Genomic DNA, 16,776 nt, shown 5'->3' with positions numbered 1-16,776 from the left:
CCGCACAGAGTGTGTGGTGTCCCTTTTTGTTATCTGCCAGGTGATGCGCGCGGCCGGTCAGCCCACCGGTTCGCTGGTGTTCACGTAGGGCGGCACCTTGGCGAGCGGCAGGCGCCGTGCCTGCTCCACACTCACGCCGGGGCGCTTGGGCAGTGGGTCGAGGCGCTGCGGCTGGCCGCTCTGCAGCGCGCGCTCGATGGCTTCGAGTACGCGCACGTCGCGCCAGCCTTCATCGCCGTCCGGCTCCGGCTCGCGGTTCTGCAGAATACAGTCGGAGAAATACTGGGTTTCGCCGGCGAACTGGTCGACCACCGGATGCTCGTGCTCGCTGGTCTTGCCATCGATGGTGGCGCGGTAGCTGATCGCCGTGCCTTCACCAAAGCCGAAACTGGGCGAGGCTTCGAATTCACCCTTGCTGCCGATGATCTGCAGGCGCTCGCTGCTGGGCAGGCTGAAGCTGACGGTGAACACCGCCATTCGCTCTTCGGCAAAGCGCAGGATGACCGTCACGGTGTCCGGCGTATTGATCTCGCAGCCCGGCGTTTGCACGGCCACCGCGCGTACCTCCAGCGGCTCGTCATCGAACAGATTGCGCACCGCGTTGATCGGGTATGGACCCATGTCGCTCACCGGGCCGGCCCAGAAACCGCTTTGCATGCGATGGTTGGCCGGGTCGACGGTCTGCGTGAAGGTGGCGGTGAACAGGCGTGGGTCGCCGATCTCGCCGGCACGAATGCGGTGAATCATCTCGACCGTGCCCGGTTCGAAGTGCAGGCGATAGGCGATCATCAATTTGGCCCCGGAGCGTTCTGCGGCAGCGGTAATGGCTTTGCAGTCCTCTTCGCTGGTGGCCATTGGCTTTTCCAGCAGCACGTGGATGCCTGCTTCAAGCGCAGGCTCGGCGAACTCGCGGTGACGAAAGTTGGGGGTCGCCAGGTAGATGGCGTCTATCTCGCCCGAGGCGAGCAGCGCGGGGAAGTCTTCGTAGCGGTAGCTTTTGATGTCATACAAAGCAGCCAGCTCGTCGGCCTTGACCGGGTCTCCGGTCACCAGCGTGGTGATCACCGAGTTATCGGTCTGGCCAACCCCGGGCATGAACGCACCCTGGGAAATCCAGCCACCGCCGACCACTGCATAACGAACCTTGCCTTCAGCATTGGGCATATCGATCGACTCCTGTGTGCAACACCGAACTGCATTGTTCGGCCCTCAGTAAGTCGGCAGGTGGCAGCACCTTAAGTTCACTAAAAGCGCCTGCCGGCATGCACCACAGCAGCTGCCTTGGAGCAACGGGGAAATCATCCGGACATTCTGCGGTCTGTATGCGCGCCAATCAGGCTCAGTTGTTTCGTCGTTTATGGAGAGTGGTAATGAAAGCCCTTGTTTCCGGCCTTTTGCTCGTCGCCGTACTGCCGGCGATGGCCGACACCACGGCCAATCCACGCTGTGAGGCGAAGGCTGCAGATATCGAGCAGCAGATCCAGCGCGCCGACGCCCAGAGCCGCAGTGACCAGGTGGCCGGTTTGAAGATCGCGCTCGACAAGGTGCGCAGCACCTGTACCGACAAGCAGTTATTGCAGGAGCTGGAAAGCAAGGCCAGCGAGGCACGCGAGGAAGTACGCGAGCGCGAGGCCGACCTGCGCGACGCGGAACTGGAGGGTGATCAGGGCAAGATTTCCAAGCGCCAGGGCAAACTCGATGAGGCCCGCGAGGAGCTGCAGCACATCGAGGCACAACTCAATCCGCGTGCTGCGCAACCGCTGCAATAAACGAGCAGGGCGGAGCGCTCGCGCGTCTGCGCCCCGCCTGTCGAGGATGCGTCGCCAGGGCGCATCCTCAGGTCCTGAAACGCCCCACCAGTCCGTTCAGCTCGCCCGACAGGCTTTCCAGGCGCTGTGAATCGCTGCGCGCCGAGTGCGCGAGCTCTTCGACCAGTTGCGCATCGGTGTGGATCTGCGCGATGTGCCGGTTGATGTCCTCGGCGACGTGGTGTTGCTCTTCGGCTGCCGTGGCGATCTGGCTGTTCTGATCACGGATTTCATCGACCGAGATACGGATCTGCTCGAAGCTGTCGCGGGCGTGCTGGATACGCTCCACGCTCTGCTGCGACATGCTCAGGCTGCTCTGCATCTGCTTGGTCACGTCCTGGGTGCGCTTGGCCAGACCGCCGAGCAGGCTGTCGATCTCGCCTGTGGAGTCGGCGGTGCGTTTGGCCAGGGCGCGCACTTCGTCGGCCACCACCGCGAACCCACGACCCTGCTCGCCGGCACGTGCCGCCTCGATGGCCGCGTTGAGCGCCAGCAGGTTGGTCTGCTCGGCAATCGAGCGAATGGTGTCGAGAATCGCGTTGATGTTCTTGCTGTCCTGCTCGAGCACCTGCATGGCCTGCGCGGACTTCTGCAGGTTGTCGCTGAGGCGCGAGACGCTACCGGTGGCCTCGTCGATCTGCAACTGGCCGTCATGCACCTGGCGCTGCCCCGAGTCGGCCGAGGAAGCGGCCTGGCTGCAGGAACGGGCCACTTCGTTGGCCGTGGCGACCATCTCGTTGAAGGCGGTGGACACCAGTTCCACGGCTTCGCGCTGGCGGCCGGCAGCGTCGTTCATGTCGCGGGCCACCCGGGTACTGGCGTCCGAGGCGGTTTGCAGGTCTGCCGAGGCGCTGCCGATACGCTGCACCAGGGTGCGGATCGCGCCCAGGAACTGGTTGAACCAGCGTGCCAGCATGGCGGTTTCGTCGTTGCCGCGCACCTCCAGGCTGCGGGTCAGGTCGCCTTCACCCTGGGCAATGCCTTCCAGGCCGCCGGCCACGCTGCGGATCGGCCTGACGATCAACCCGGCGAAGCTGGCGCCGACGATGGCGAACAGCACGGCCAGCACGGCGGCGATCACCCCGATCTGCCAGGTCAGGCTGGTGGCCTTGGCCATTACTTCGCTGCGCTCGATCAGGCCGATGAAACGCCAGCCAAGGGTGCTCGACGACCAGACGTTGGCCATGTACGGCACGCCACCGAGTTCCACTTCCACCAGGCCACTCTGCACACCGGCGAGTTGCGCGTAGCCATCGCCCAGTTCGCTGATCAGCTTGAAGCCGTGGGAGGGATCGCGTGGATCGACCAGCACGTTGCCGTTGTTTTCCAGCAGCATCAGGTAGCCGCTTTCGCCCAGCTTTATCTGCTTGACCAACTCGGTGAGCTGTTTGAGCGAAACGTCCAGGCCGAGCACGCCGGCCGGTTGGCCCTGGTTATTTTCGATGGTGCGCACGGTGCCCATCAGCACCACGTCATCCGGCGCCCAGTAATAGGCCGAGGTGCGTACGGTCTTGCCCGGCGAGGCCATGGCGGCCTTGTACCAGGGACGCACACGCGGGTCGTAGCTGATCAGTTTGGCGTCGTCCGGCCATGAAGCGTAGCCGCCGTCGGGCTTGCCGATCGACAGGTAGGCAGTGCTCGGGTGGCTGGCCGCGAACTCACCGAACATCTGCAGGAAGGCCTTGTTCTGATCGGTCAGCGGGATCTGCGCCGCGTCGGCGCCCGAGTAGTTCTTCAACTCGCCCGCATTGCGGATGTCGGGGTGCTTGGCCAGGTATTCGACGTTCTGCGTGATCGCGTCGAAAAACTGGTTCATGGCGTTTTCGATCTGGCGGATCTCGCGGCTGCTGTTGTCCAGGAAGTCGTCCTGCGCCTGCGCGCGCAGATTCACCACGACCACGACGGCGACCAGTACGACGGGCACACAGGCAATGGCCGCGAAGGCCCAGGTGAGTTTCTGTTTGATGTTCACGGGTTGTTCCTGCTCGAGCGAGAGATGTTGTTGTTGAAGCGACAGGCAGTAAACGAAAAATGCTCAGGCCTTGTGCCGGCCCGTAACCACTGCATCGGCTGGGCGCCCATTAACTTAAACGGTATTTGGTATGCCGAAAGTGAGTTTGACGTCAGCTCGGCCCGCAGGGCGTCACAGGTCCGCCAGGCACTGCCCTTTGGCAGTGCCGCTCTGAAAGAGTAGCCAATGCTGGCCGGGGGCGAGAGTTTCTGGCGGTGGAGGGTGGGCGTCCCGGTGACACCGGGCCGGGCAGCCTATGACTGCTCGGCTATCTTGCGCTCGCGTCGGCCGGAATAGAGGAATACCACCACGAACAAAGCGCTGAGCAATACCACGATGGTCGGCCCCGGGGCACTGTCGAGGAAGAAGCTCAGGTACACGCCGCACAGCGCTGCACCGACGGCGATGCCTACGGCAGTCAAGAGCATGGCGCCCATGGTGCGGGTGAGCAGGAAGGCGATGGCGCCAGGGGCGATCAGCAGCGCCACGGTGAGCACGATGCCGATGGCCTTGAGCGCGCCGACGATGGTCAGCGACATCACCGCCAGCAGGCCGTAATGCAGCAGGCGCACCGGCAGCCCGACGGTACGCGCCTGTACCGGGTCGAAGGCATGCAGCAGCAGGTCGCGCCATTTCAGGCCGATGAAGGCGGTGACTGCCAGGGCGATCAGGCCGCTTTCCAGCAGGTCGGCCCAGCCGATGCCGAGCATGTCGCCAAACAGGATGTGGTCCAGGTGCACGTCGCTGTGAATCTGCGTGTACAGCAGCAGGCCGAAGCCGAACATGCCGGAGAACACCACACCCATCAGGGTGTCCTGCTTGATGCGGCTGTTTTCCTTCAGGTAGCCCGAGGCCACCGCGCAGAGCATGCCGGCGACGAATGCGCCGAGCGAGTAGGGCAGGCCGACGATGTACGCGATCACCACGCCGGGAAACACCGCGTGGGCGGTGGCATCGCCCATCAGTGCCCAGCCCTTGAGCACCAGAAAGCACGACAGCAGCGCGGCGGGAATGGCCACCAGCACGGCAATCAGCAGCGCGTACTGCATGAAGTCGATTTGCAACGGCAGGAGCAGCATGTCCATGGTCACATCTCCAACCGGGCCTGGGCGGCACGGCGGCGGGCGGCGAGCAGGCCATGCTTGGGCGCGAAGACGAAGGCCATCAGGAACACACAGGTCTGCAGCACGATGATGATTGCGCCCGTGGCGCCATCGAGAAAGTAGCTGGCGTAGGCGCCGAAGAAGCTGCTCAGGCCGCCGATGCAGGCTGCGATCAACAACAGCCGCTCGAACCGGTCGCTGAGCAGGTAGGCGGTGGCGCCGGGGGTGACCACCATGGCGATGACCAGGAAGGCGCCGACCGTCTGCATCGCCGCGACGGTGCAGGCCGACAGCAGGATGAAGAAGATCGCCTTGAGGCGCGTCGGGCTGAGGCCGATGGTGCGGGCGTGGTGTTCGTCGAAGAACACTACCATCAGATCCTTCCAGCGCAGCGCCAGTACGGCCAGGGTGATGCCGGCGATCAGCAGCAACTGCAGGGTGTCGCCCGGGGTGATGGCAAGGATGTTGCCGAGCACGATGGTCTGAATGTTCACCGAGGTGGGCGACAGGGACACCATGAACAGCCCGAGGCCGAAGAACGAGGAGAAAATCAGACCGATGATCACGTCTTCCTTGAGCTTGCTGCGCTGGTTGAGAAACAGCATGGCGCCCGCTGCCAGCGTGCCGGCGCCAAATGCACCCAGGGCGAAGGGCAGGCCGAGCATGTAGGCGCCGGCGACACCTGGCACGATGGAGTGCGCCAGGGCATCGCCGATCAGCGACCAGCCCTTGAGCATCAGGTACACCGACAGCAGCGCGCAGACCACGCCAACCAGGGTCGACACCCACATGGCATTGACCATGTAGCCGTAGGAAAAGGGTTCGAGCAGGGTGTGCACTATTGATCCTTGTCGTCGACGCGGCCGCGGATGGTCGACTTGCCGTCGTAGAGCACCAGCGGGCGCTCGTCGTCGGTGATGATGCCGATCAGCGGCGAGGTGCGCTGGCCTTCGCCCGGCAGTTCGAAATGGCGCAGCACGCCGCCGAAGGTGCGCTCCAGGTTCTCGCGTGTGAACACCCGCTGGGTCGGCCCGTAGGCGAGCACGGTGCGCGCGAGCAGCACGGTGCGGTCGCAGAACTCCGGCACGCTGCCCAGGTTGTGGGTGGACACCAGCATCACCCGGCCTTCGTCGCGCAGCTCGCCGAGCAGCCGCACGATGGCGTCCTCGGTCTTCACGTCGACGCCGGTGAACGGCTCGTCGAGCAGGATCACCCGCGAGTCCTGCGCCAGTGCGCGGGCGAGGAACACGCGTTTTTTCTGGCCGCCGGACAGCTCGCCGATCTGACGTGTGCGCAGGTCGCTCATGCCGACCCGGCCAAGGGCCGCGTCCACGGCTTCACGGTCCGCGGCACGGGGGCGGCGCAGCATGCCCATGTGGCCGTAGCGGCCCATCATCACCACGTCCTCGACCAGCACCGGAAAATTCCAGTCGACGTCTTCGCTCTGCGGCACGTAGGCGATCAGGTTGCGCTTCAGCGCGTCGCGCACCGGCATGCCGAGCACGCTGATAGTGCCCTGAGTCAGTTTCACGAAACCCATGATGGCCTTGAACAGCGTCGACTTGCCGCTGCCGTTGACGCCCACCAGCGCGGTGATGCTGCCGCCGGGGCTGCCAAAGCTGGCGTTGCGCAAGGCGGTGTGGCCATTGCGGTAGGTCACGCTGATGCCGTCGACGCGGATACCGCCCAGGCTGTCCTCTTCATGCAGGGCGTTGGGCATTATTCGGCCAGCCCGTCGGCGATGGTCTGCGAGGTGACGCGCAGCAGGTCGAGGTAGGTCGGTACCGGGCCGCTAGGCTCGCTGAGCGAGTCGACATACAGCACGCCGCCATACCTGGCTCCCGTTTCACGGGCGACCTGTTGGGCAGGCGAGGCGGAGATGGTGCTTTCGCTGAAGATCGCCGGAATGCGGTTGGCGCGCATCGCGTCGATCACCTTGCGCACTTGTTGCGGGGTGCCCTGCTGGTCGGCATTGATCGGCCACAGGTACAGCTCCTTGAGGCCGAAGTCGCGTGCCAGGTAGCTGAACGCGCCCTCGCTGGAAACCAGCCAGCGGCGGTTTTCCGGGATTGCCTTCAGGCGCTCGCGAATCGGCTCAACGGTCGCCCGGATGCGCGCCTTGTAGGCCTCGGCGTTGGCCTTGTAGGTTTCGGCGTTGGCGGCGTCGTGCTCGACCAGCGCATCGCGGATATTGTCGATGTAGACCATCGCCGAGTCCGGCGACATCCAGGCATGCGGGTTGGGTTTGCCGCTGTATGGGCCATCGGCGATGCCGATCGGCTCGATGCCGTCGCTGAGGGTCGCCGAAGGCACGCCCTGCAGGCGTTGCAGAAAGCGTTCGAACCACAGTTCCAGGTTCATGCCATTGCGCAGGATCAACTGGGCGTCACGGGCTTTGAGGATGTCGCCCGGGGTCGGCTGGTAATTGTGGATCTCGGCACCGGGTTTGGTAATCGATTCGACCACAGCCGCGTCGCCAGCGACCTGGCGGGCCATGTCGGCGAGAACGGTAAAGGTGGTGACGACCTTGAACTTGCCCTCGGCGGTGGCCAGTTGCGGCAACAGGGTCAGGAGCAGGGCGGCGAGCAGGGGAGCACGGGTGCGCGAGTGGATCCGCTTGAACATCTTCATCCTCGTATGGCTTGACCGGTCAAATCACCGGGATGGTCGTGACCCCGGACAGGGTTGTCACTCTAGCGATAAATCGTTGCTAATGAAAACTATTGGCATTAGAGATTTATTTTCGATGGCGCGCTTGGGAGCGCTGTGCCAGGGCATCGCCTCGGCGCCTGTTCATGTGAGCCGTCACGCGTGCCCAGGTTCCGCCAACCTTAATAGCACGCCATGCAAAACCCCGCGACTGGCGCGGGGTTCGCTGTGTCGGCAATGCTCACCTGCCGCTCTTGATCCTGGTCCAGGCACGGGTGCGTACCCGTTCGACTTTCTGCGGCAGCGGTTCGACGCTGTAGAGGGTCTTTTGCGCTTCGGCGGTGGGGGTCAGATCGGCGTTGGCGCTGATCGCCTTGTTCACCAGCAACATCCCCTCCTTGTTGGGGTTCGGGTAGCCGAGGAAGTCGCTGATCGGCGCGATCACCTTGGGGTCGAGCAGGTTGTTGAGAAACTCATGAGCCTCGTCGACGTTCCTGGCGCTGAGCGGAATCGCGAAGGTATCGAACCAGATCGGCGCGCCTTCCTTGGGCAGGCGCCATTCGACCTTCACGCCGTTGCCGGCTTCCCTGGCGCGGTTGGCGAACTGGTAGAAGCTGCCCGAGTAGCCGACGGCGACGCAGATGTCGCCGTTGGCGATGTCGGTCATGTACTTGGCGGAGTGGAAGTAGGTCACGTACGGGCGGATGCTCATCATCAGCTCGGTGGCCTTGTCGTAGTCCGCCGGGTTGGTGCTGTTGGGCGGCAGGCCCAGGTAATGCAGCGCCAGTGGCAGGATCTCGTTCGGCGCATCGAGCATGGCGACGCCGCATTGCTTGAGCTTTTCCATGTTCTCGGGTTTGAACACCAGGTCCCAGCTGTCCACGGGCGCGTCGGCGCCCAGCGCGGCCTTGACCTTGTCCGGGTTGAAGCCGATCAGCACGGTGCCGTACATGTAGGGTACGCCGTACTGGTTGCCGGGGTCGTTGGTCTCCAGCAGCTTGAGCAGTGCGGGGTCGAGGTGTTTCCAGTTGGGCAGCTTGCTCTTGTCGAGCTTCTGGAACACGCCAGCCTTGATCTGGGTGTCGAGGAACATGTTGGACGGCACCACCAGGTCGTAGCCCGAGTTGCCGGTGAGCAGCTTGGCTTCCAGCGCCTCGTTGGTTTCGAAGGTGTCCCAGGTCAGCTTGATGCCGCTCTGCTGCTGAAAGTCCTTGAGGGTTTGCGGCAGGATGTAGTCTGCCCAGTTGTAGACCCGCAGTTCACGGGCCTCGGCCATGGCACTGCCGACGAGCAGGGCCGCGCCGCAGAGGGTGGTGCCGAACAGACGGTGGAGATTTTTCATCGTTATGTGCTCCGTTGAATGCGTAATTATCGGCAGTAGGCTCAGGCGCCCTCGAAACCTTCCAGTACGTTCACCGCGTTGACGCCGATCTCCTCGACGGCATAGCCGCCCTCCATCACGAACAGGGTTGGCTTGCCGAGGCGGGCGATGCGTTCGCCCATGCGCAGGTAGTCGGGGCTATCGAGCTTGAACTGGGAAATCGGGTCCTCCTTGAAGGTGTCCACACCCAGGGACACCACGATCACGTCCGCTGCGTAATGTTCGATACGTGCACAGGCGCTCTCCAGCGCCGCGCTCCATTGCTCCCAGCCGCTGCCGGCAGCCAGCGGCAGATTGAGGTTGAAGCCTTCGCCGGCGCCCTCGCCAGGTTCATCGGCATAGCCGAGGAAGAACGGGAATTCGAAGGCTGGGTGGCCGTGGATGGAGACGAACAGCACGTCGCTGCGGTCGTAGAAGATCGACTGGGTGCCGTTGCCGTGGTGGTAGTCCACGTCGAGGATGGCGACCCGCTTGCAGCCCTGATCGAGAAAGGCCTGAGCGGCAATGGCGGCATTGTTCAGGTAGCAGTAGCCGCCCATCAGGTCGGCCGCTGCGTGGTGGCCTGGCGGGCGGCACAGGGCGAAGGCGCTGTTGGCGCCATCGCTGATCAGCTTCTGCCCGGTAAGGGCGACCTGGGCTGCACTCCAGGCGGCCTGCCAGGTACCGGCGGTGATCGGTGCGCCGCCGTCGAAACTGTAATAACCCAACTGGCCGTGCAGGTTGTCCGGCACCACGCTGCGCAGCGTGCGGGCGGGCCAGGTGAAGGGCATCAGGTCGCCGTCACGGCCCATGGCCGCCCAGCGTGCCCAGGCGCCTTCGAAAAAGCTCAGGTAGTCGCGGTGATGAATGCGTTCGATCGGTGCTCTGCCGAAGTCGCTGGGGGCGATGACCTCGCCCAGTTGCTGCTGGCGTACACGGGCGAGCACATGGTCGGCCCGCGACGGCATTTCGAAACAGGGCTTGAGCTCCCCGTCGATGATTTCGCAGCGACCATGATGCAGGTGATGGTCATCGCTGTAGATCGTACGCATGGCTGAGCCTCCGACTATGACACCTGCATTCTTGGCCCGAGTCTGGCGCTGGCGAAATGAGCGCAATGGCCAAAAGGGGATAGATATGGCCACGAAATGGCGCAGCAGCGATCCGTATCGGTGCAGGTTCTAGGCGCTGACCGGGCGCCGATAGCGGCTCGGTGACATACCGCTCCAGCGCTGGAAGGCGTGGCGGAAACTGGCGGTTTCGCTGTAGCCGAGCTCCTCGGCGATCCGGGCGATGGGCAGCCGCTCCTGATCCAGCAGATGGCGTGCCTGCTCGAAGCGCAACTCATCGAGCAGCGTCTGGTAGCTGGTGCCGACCTCTTGCAACTGCCTGCGCAGGGTGCGCGATGAACAGCGTAGCTGGCGCGCGAGGCCATCGAGCCCTGGCGCCGTCGGCAACTGGCTGGCGAGCAACTGGCGTACGCGGGAAATCAGCGCCAGGTGGGAGATGAACTCGCGATTGAGATGGCGGCAGCGTTCCAGGGTGTCGCGGTGAGTCACCGGGTCTGCCAGGGGCAGGCGTCGATCCAGCCACTGGCTGTCGAACACGATGGCGTTGTCGGCGGCATTGAAGCGCACCGCACAGGCGAAGTCGCGGCTGTACTGGCGCTGGTAGCGCGGCGCTTTATGGATGAAGCGGGCTGCTTCCAGGGGCAGGCTGCGACCCAGCAGGTCGTCGCAGATCAGCTTCAGCGAGGCCAGGCAGAACTCGGTGTTGAAGGTCTCCATATCCGCCGTGTCGCGATAGTGGCTGGCCTCGATCCAGGCCTGCGAGCCGTCGCGGCGCAGACGCAGATCGAAGAGGGTGCCGAGCAAGGCGGGAAAGCTGAAGGCCACTTCCAGCGCATCGCCCAGCGTCGATGCCGAGAGCAGGCTGAAACCCAGCAGGCCATAGGACGATACGTGCATACGCCTGCCGAGCAGCAGGCCGAGATCCTGCCGCCTGGCGGTGGCGTTGCGAAACACCTGGCGTTCCTGGGCGATGCTGATGCGCATCTGCGGACGCTGCAGATCTGCTGCGTCGATGCCGCTGCCGGCCAGGAGTTGGTGGGCGTTGCAGTCGCCATTCTGGCAAAGGGTATCGAGGGCCAGAACGACGGCATGCAGGGTGGTCAGGTGGGAGTGCAGCATGGGGGCACGCCTTCTCGGAGCAGAGTCGAGAATCACGCAATAAGCGTGCCTTGCGGCTTGCCGAAAGGCACGCCCTGCCTGGCATGCTGCCTGCCGGAGGTATCGATGGCCAACAAGCGGCTCGTTCGCCAGCGCGCGTCGGGGTGTCTGTAGGAGATGGTAACGCCAGAGACGTCAACGCTCGCTCTCAGCCTGCTTGCCCAGTCAGCCCGCCTTCATCGCTTTCCTGTCTGGACGGCAGCGCCGGGCAGCTTGCGACTTCGTCGCTCATCTGCCGCTTTGCCCAATTTTCTACGCGGGTGTACCAGGCAGTGCCACTTTCATCCAGCCAGCTCAGCGCTTCTTCGTGGCCGTTTTCACCAGCCTGAGTAAGCCAGAGGTAGCGCTGAATGCTGCTGGCGGGCACGCCTCGACCGATGCTGTAGGCTTCGGAGATGGCAAACTGGGCGTCCGCATCGCCTTGCTCGGCAGCCTTGCATACCCAGTACGCGCCCAGCTCTTCGTCACCGCCATAGCGCATCGCCAGTTGATCATCAGCGGCGAAACCCTCGATGCCGCGATCCGCCCAGTAACCCTCGCCAAGCAGATACTGGCCCTGGATATTGCCCTGAACTGCCGCCTGCTCGAACCAATGCATGGCCTGGTAAAGCTGCTCGTTGTCGTCGCGCTGTTCCCAGTGATCGATACCAAGCTCGATCTGCGCCAGATCAGCGCCCAACGCGGCAGACTTCTCCAGCCATTGTCGGCGCTGCCCGGCGTCGTCTTCGAGCAAACCATCGCGGTACAGGATGGCGATCTCGAACGCTGCGCGCGCGTTGCCTTGCTCGGCCGCGAGGGCGTACATCCGCTCTGCCGCGTCATATGACTGATGGGTGTAGTGGTAGAAACCGAGGTTGAACTGGGCGCAAAGATCACCCGACTCGGCTTTGTCGCGCACCACGCCGACACTCTCCGGGTCATCGGCTATGTCGTTTACCGGGCAGGGTGGTGAGGAGTCTGCCTGCGCGGCAACGGCGCAGGCGAGGAGTAGCGGGGCGGCGAGCAGTGCCAACGGGTGCATGAACAGATCCTTTCATAAGCCGAGAGACGGCGAGCCCCGAACGGGGCGTCCTTGGACCGCACGTTACGCCAGCGCTGCCGATAGCGGCAAGGCGCTGCGATTACAACGCTATGAACAACAGCAATGTGCCGAGGATCAGGCGATAGATTACGAAGGGCAGCATGCCGATACGATCCAGCGCGGCCAGGAACAGCTTGATGCACAGGAACGCCGACAGGAACGACAGGCCGATGCCCCAGGCGATGTCGCCCCAGTGCGCGCCAGCCCCTTCCTGCACCAGGTGCACGGCCTTGAGGCCGCCTGCGGCGAGGATCAGCGGAATCGACAGCAGGAAGGAGAAGCGCGCAGCGCTCTGGCGGTCGAAACCGAGCATCAGCGCGGCCGTCATGGTGATGCCCGAACGTGAGGTGCCGGGGATCAGCGCGATCATCTGCGCGAGGCCGATGAACAGTGCCTCGCGCCAGGTCATGCGGCTCATGTCGGCGTCCCGCGCGCCGGTCGCATCTGCCCACCACAACAGCAGGCCGAAGACGATTGTGGCGGTGCCGATCACCAGCATCGAACGGGTGTACTGCTCGATCATCGACTCGAACATCAGGCCGGCCAGCGCCGCCGGAATGGTCGCCAGGATGATCATCCAGCCCATGCGGCTTTCCGGGGTGATGCGCCGGTGCAGTACGTGGCCCAGCCAGCCCTGCGCGATGGCGATGATCTGCTGGCGAAAGGCGAGTATCACCGCCAGCAGGGTGCCCACGTGGACGGCGACATCGAAGGCCTGGCCCTGGTCTTCCCAGCCGAGTAGTTGCGACGGCAGGATCAGGTGGGCGGAGGAGGAGACGGGCAGGAATTCGGTAATGCCCTGGATGAGCGACAGAAACAACAGGTGGAGCCAATCCATGGTTTTCCTTAAACGGCAGTGAGCGAACGCGGACCGCGGGTATGACCCGAGTAGGGCTGGTTTTCTCCATGCAGCATTTTTTTTCCTTGAAATGCATCCCCATTCCAGGCCTGCCCGTCGCACCACGACCAGCTTTCCAGAATTGCGCGGGTACTGCCGCCAGGCCGCGGATTTGTTATCGTGGGGGCCCTTGAGCCGCTGCGCGCGGCCAATGCTTTGTGCAACCCTCCCGAGATTTTCCCGCATGCCATCCGCAGCATCGCCGGTACCTGCCCGGCCCCTGACCCGTAGCGATTACAAGACCCTGTCCCTGTCTGCCCTGGGTGGCGCGTTGGAGTTCTACGACTTCATCATCTACGTGTTCTTCGCCACCGTCGTCGGCAAGCTGTTCTTCCCGCCGGACATGCCCGACTGGCTGCGCATGCTGCAGACCTTCGGCATCTTTGCCGCAGGTTACCTGGCGCGGCCGCTGGGCGGCATCGTCATGGCGCATTTCGGTGACCTCATAGGCCGCAAGCGCATGTTCACCCTGAGCATCCTGATGATGGCCGTGCCCACGCTGATCATGGGCCTGCTGCCGACCTATGCGCAGATCGGCATTCTCGCGCCGTTGCTGTTGCTGGCGATGCGCATGATCCAGGGCGCGGCGATCGGTGGCGAAGTGCCGGGCGCCTGGGTGTTCGTTTCCGAGCACGTGCCGGCACGTTACATTGGCTACGCCTGCGGCACGCTGACCTGCGGCCTGACCGTCGGCATTCTGCTTGGCTCGCTGATGGCCACGCTGATCAACAGCGTCTATACCGAGCAGGAAGTGCTCGACTGGGCCTGGCGCCTGCCCTTTCTGCTCGGCGGCGTGTTCGGCCTGTTCGCGGTCTACCTGCGCCAGTGGCTGCACGAAACGCCGGTGTTCACCGAGCTGCAGCAGCGCAAGGCGCTGGCCGAGGAACTGCCGCTGAAAGCCGTGGTGCGTGACCATCGCAGCGCTGTGGCCGTGTCGATGCTGCTGACCTGGCTGCTCTCGGCCGGCATCGTGGTCGCGATCCTGATGACCCCGACCTTTCTGCAGACCCTCTACGGCTTCGGCGCCGTGACCGCGCTGCAGGCCAATAGCCTGGCCATCATCATGCTCAGCATCGGCTGCATCATCAGTGGCGCGCTGTGCGATCGTATCGGCGCCGGCCGCGTGCTGGTGGTCGGCTGCACGGCGCTGGCGGTTTCGGTATGGTTGTTCTATAGCGGCCTGCACGCCAACCCGCACTGGCTGTTCCCGCTGTATGCGTTGGTCGGCCTGTTCGTCGGCACTATCGGCGCGGTGCCGTTCGTGATGGTCAATGCATTCCCGGCCCGGGTGCGTTTCAGCGGACTGTCGTTTTCCTACAACATGTCCTACGCGGTATTCGGCGGGCTGACACCGGTTACCGTGTCGCTGCTGGTGAAGTGGAGCCCGCTGGGCCCGGCCTACTACCTGATAGCCCTGTGCGGCCTGGGCGTCGTCATCGGGCTCAGCCTGCTGCGCAAGGGGCGCTGAGCACGTCACTATTTCGCACCTGCCGGCCAAGCCGGTATGGTGCGCGCACGTTCACAACGCGATGGAGAAGCCCATGAGCCTTTACGGCGATTACGATCCGCAAAACATCTTCGCCAAGATCATTCGCGGTGAGATGCCTTGCTACAAGCTGTACGAAGACGACGACGTGCTGGTGTTCCTCGACCTGTTCCCGCAGTCGTTCGGGCACACCCTGGTGATTCCCAAATCCGCGCAAGCGCGCAATCTGCTCGAGATCGACGCCGACAGCCTGACCAAACTGACGCTGGCGGTACAGAAGGTCACCCGCGTACTGGCTGACGAGCTGCAGCCCGATGGCGTGCAGATCGCTCAGTTCAACGGCGCGCCGGCAGGGCAGACGGTGTATCACATCCACATGCACGTGATTCCGCGTTTCACCGAACAAGGGCTGCACAGCCATGCCAGCGGCAAGGCTGATCCGGCCGAGCTGGAGCAGTTGCAAGCCAGGCTGGTGAAGCGCTTTCAGAGTGCTTGAACGGGTGCGCGTTTGGTGGGCCTCAGCCTGCCGATGCGCCCTGGGCAGCCAGCGGGGCGGGGCACTGATGAGCCGTGTCGGGCACTGCTTTGCTCGACCTCCAGCCTAGGAGCGCCGCCGCTTCTGCCACTGGCTCAGCCACTCGTACCCGCTGACCAGCAGGATGCCGCACAGCACCAGCAGCGCGCCGATGATGAAGTTGAACGCCAGGGGCTCGCCCAGCAGCACCACGCCGAACACGATGCCGAACATCGGGGTCATGAACGACAGCACGCCAAGGCGTGACGCCAGGTAGTTGCGCAGCAGCCAGAACCAGGCCAGGAAGCTGGCGAACGACACCAGCAGCGCCTGGAAAACCAGCCCGCCTACGGCGATCGGTGTGGGGTTGAAACGCAGCTGGCTGGTGACGATGCAAACCAGCAGCAACAGCACGAAGCCGCCCAGCAACTGGTAGAAGAGCGTTTGCGTGACCGGCGCGTTGGCCAGCCGCGAGCAGCGCACCACCACGGTGGTGGCGCCCCAGGCCATGGCGGCGAGCAGGCCGAGCGTATCGCCGTACAGTTGCCTGCCGGCGTCTCTGGCTTGCAGGTCGCTGGTCCCCCCGGCGAACGACACCACGATCCCCGCGAAGGCGACACCGATGCCCAGCCATTGCAGGGGCCGGAGGCGCTCCGCGGGCAGGCGCCAGTGCAGCCCCAGGGCGGCGAAGATCGGCGCCGTGTAGAGAAAGATCACCATGTGCGAGGCGCTGGTGTGGCGCAGGCCTTCACCGACCAGCACGAACTCCAGGGCGAACAGCGCGCCGACCGCCATGCCGGGCCGCCAGTTGCCGGCGCGCAGCGACAGGCCGTCACGGCGCCAGAGCATCAGCAGGGCCACCAGCAGCGCAGCGATGCCCGAGCGCAGGGCCAGCATCAGCACCGGCGGCACGTCGTCGGCGGCAGCCTTGAGTACCACCTGCTGCATGCCCCAGATCATGCAAAGCCCGACCATCATGGCGGCGGCCAGCCCGTCGATGTTCTTGCGCGTGTCCATTCCGATCGCTCTTCGAGAGTGGGGCGCCATTATGGTGCGGCCAGTCGATGCAAGCCAGCGGCGCCAGGCACGATGGATTTATTGCACGCTTATGGCAATGTGCTTGTCTGTGAGCTGAGCCTGTCGCTCGCCAACCCTGCGATTCTCTGGAGAGAACCCATGCGTCTGATCTACGCCGTACTGCCTCTGCTGGCCCTGGCTGGTTGTTCGTCCTACCAGGCCGACCCGGACCAGATCACGGACATTCCTGCCGAGCGCCTGCGCGCCTATCAGGCGCCCGTGCAGGGCGGTGGCGAAGTGGTGGTCACCCGTGACCTGGGGCTGATGGGCGGCGGCTGCTACGTGGCGGTAATGGTCGACCGTCAGGTGGCCGCGCGTATTGCCGTGGGCGAGCAGGGCCGCTTCCAGGTGCCGGCAGGCAATCGTGTGGTGGGCATCGCCACCGACAGTGAAGACAAGACCCTGTGCGGCAAGGGGCGCCTCAATCGTGAGGTGGCGGTCAAGGTCGAGGCCGGCGGCGTGGCCAACCTGCGTATCGTCAGTCAGAACCGTGGCGGCTTCGACATCCTGGCGGACGAAGCACGGTAGAATCACGCATTCCTTCAATGCAGCACAGGATGT

16 protein-coding genes and 1 pseudogene are annotated in these 16,776 nt (G+C 64.2%); 4 read left to right on the top strand and 13 right to left on the bottom strand.

The genetic code is table 11. The features are described from left to right. Window positions 1-57: 57 nt before the first annotated feature. Window positions 58-1,164, bottom strand: a complete 1,107-nt coding sequence (locus ACZ0AV_RS05860; RefSeq protein WP_499150173.1) for a Gfo/Idh/MocA family protein — start codon at window positions 1,162-1,164, stop codon at window positions 58-60. A 206-nt stretch (window positions 1,165-1,370) separates the two neighbouring features. On the opposite strand from ACZ0AV_RS05860, the gene ACZ0AV_RS05855 reads away from it, so the two are divergent. After that, the gene (locus tag ACZ0AV_RS05855) at window positions 1,371-1,769 is read left to right on the top strand and encodes a DUF1090 domain-containing protein (RefSeq protein ID WP_499150172.1); all 399 of its coding nucleotides are present in this window, start codon (window positions 1,371-1,373) and stop codon (window positions 1,767-1,769) included. Between the two features lie 67 nt (window positions 1,770-1,836). On the opposite strand, the gene ACZ0AV_RS05850 is transcribed toward ACZ0AV_RS05855, so the two are convergent. The 11 genes and pseudogenes from ACZ0AV_RS05850 to ACZ0AV_RS05800 all read right to left on the bottom strand — a co-directional run bounded on the left by ACZ0AV_RS05850 (window position 1,837) and on the right by ACZ0AV_RS05800 (window position 13,078). Beyond that, window positions 1,837-2,604, bottom strand: coding sequence for a methyl-accepting chemotaxis protein (locus ACZ0AV_RS05850; protein ID WP_499153301.1), 768 nt, complete (start codon window positions 2,602-2,604; stop codon window positions 1,837-1,839). Between the two features lie 90 nt (window positions 2,605-2,694). Continuing rightward, a pseudogene (locus ACZ0AV_RS05845) lies at window positions 2,695-3,699 on the bottom strand (cache domain-containing protein); the annotation flags it as partial. A 374-nt stretch (window positions 3,700-4,073) separates the two neighbouring features. Further along, a complete protein-coding gene (locus ACZ0AV_RS05840) occupies window positions 4,074-4,904 on the bottom strand; it encodes a metal ABC transporter permease (RefSeq protein ID WP_499150171.1) in 831 nt (276 codons plus the stop codon). A gap of 2 nt (window positions 4,905-4,906) precedes the next feature. Continuing rightward, entirely contained in the window at window positions 4,907-5,761 is an 855-nt protein-coding gene (locus tag ACZ0AV_RS05835) for a metal ABC transporter permease (RefSeq protein WP_499150170.1), read from the bottom strand. Beyond that, window positions 5,761-6,642 (bottom strand): manganese/iron ABC transporter ATP-binding protein, encoded by an 882-nt coding sequence (locus ACZ0AV_RS05830; protein WP_499150169.1) that lies wholly within the window; start codon window positions 6,640-6,642, stop codon window positions 5,761-5,763. The genes ACZ0AV_RS05835 and ACZ0AV_RS05830 overlap by 1 nt, the downstream gene beginning before the upstream one ends. Continuing rightward, window positions 6,642-7,547, bottom strand: coding sequence for a metal ABC transporter substrate-binding protein (locus ACZ0AV_RS05825; protein WP_499150168.1), 906 nt, complete (start codon window positions 7,545-7,547; stop codon window positions 6,642-6,644). Before ACZ0AV_RS05825 ends, ACZ0AV_RS05830 begins: the two co-directional genes overlap by 1 nt. Before the next feature lie 265 nt (window positions 7,548-7,812). Next, window positions 7,813-8,913, bottom strand: coding sequence for a polyamine ABC transporter substrate-binding protein (locus ACZ0AV_RS05820; protein ID WP_499150167.1), 1,101 nt, complete (start codon window positions 8,911-8,913; stop codon window positions 7,813-7,815). Window positions 8,914-8,954: 41 nt separating this feature from the next. Then, window positions 8,955-9,983 carry a histone deacetylase family protein gene (locus ACZ0AV_RS05815; RefSeq protein WP_499150166.1) on the bottom strand — a complete coding sequence of 343 codons (1,029 nt, stop codon included), beginning with the start codon at window positions 9,981-9,983 and terminating at the stop codon, window positions 8,955-8,957. A 129-nt stretch (window positions 9,984-10,112) separates the two neighbouring features. Next, window positions 10,113-11,120 (bottom strand): AraC family transcriptional regulator, encoded by a 1,008-nt coding sequence (locus ACZ0AV_RS05810; protein WP_499150165.1) that lies wholly within the window; start codon window positions 11,118-11,120, stop codon window positions 10,113-10,115. A gap of 187 nt (window positions 11,121-11,307) precedes the next feature. Continuing rightward, entirely contained in the window at window positions 11,308-12,180 is an 873-nt protein-coding gene (locus ACZ0AV_RS05805; protein WP_499150164.1) for a tetratricopeptide repeat protein, read from the bottom strand. 100 nt (window positions 12,181-12,280) lie between these two features. Beyond that, entirely contained in the window at window positions 12,281-13,078 is a 798-nt protein-coding gene (locus ACZ0AV_RS05800; RefSeq protein ID WP_499150163.1) for an undecaprenyl-diphosphate phosphatase, read from the bottom strand. Window positions 13,079-13,322: 244 nt separating this feature from the next. On the opposite strand from ACZ0AV_RS05800, the gene ACZ0AV_RS05795 reads away from it, so the two are divergent. After that, complete coding sequence (locus tag ACZ0AV_RS05795) at window positions 13,323-14,606, top strand: MFS transporter (protein WP_499150162.1); 1,284 nt, start codon at window positions 13,323-13,325, stop codon at window positions 14,604-14,606. A 73-nt stretch (window positions 14,607-14,679) separates the two neighbouring features. Beyond that, window positions 14,680-15,120: an HIT family protein gene (locus ACZ0AV_RS05790; protein WP_499150161.1), complete on the top strand. Its 441-nt coding sequence runs from the start codon at window positions 14,680-14,682 to the stop codon at window positions 15,118-15,120. Window positions 15,121-15,225: 105 nt separating this feature from the next. Here ACZ0AV_RS05790 and ACZ0AV_RS05785 read toward each other — a convergent pair whose 3' ends face one another. Next, window positions 15,226-16,155: a DMT family transporter gene (locus tag ACZ0AV_RS05785; RefSeq protein ID WP_499150160.1), complete on the bottom strand. Its 930-nt coding sequence runs from the start codon at window positions 16,153-16,155 to the stop codon at window positions 15,226-15,228. Window positions 16,156-16,314: 159 nt separating this feature from the next. Here ACZ0AV_RS05785 and ACZ0AV_RS05780 point away from each other — a divergent pair, with 159 nt between their 5' ends. Next, window positions 16,315-16,743 (top strand): 3-isopropylmalate dehydratase, encoded by a 429-nt coding sequence (locus ACZ0AV_RS05780; RefSeq protein ID WP_499150159.1) that lies wholly within the window; start codon window positions 16,315-16,317, stop codon window positions 16,741-16,743. Window positions 16,744-16,776: the final 33 nt, after the last annotated feature.

It is taken from the genome of Pseudomonas sp. AC532, assembly GCF_979258965.1.
The sequence above is the reverse complement of the archived record's forward strand: the minus strand, read 5'-3'. Positions and strand labels throughout refer to the sequence as shown.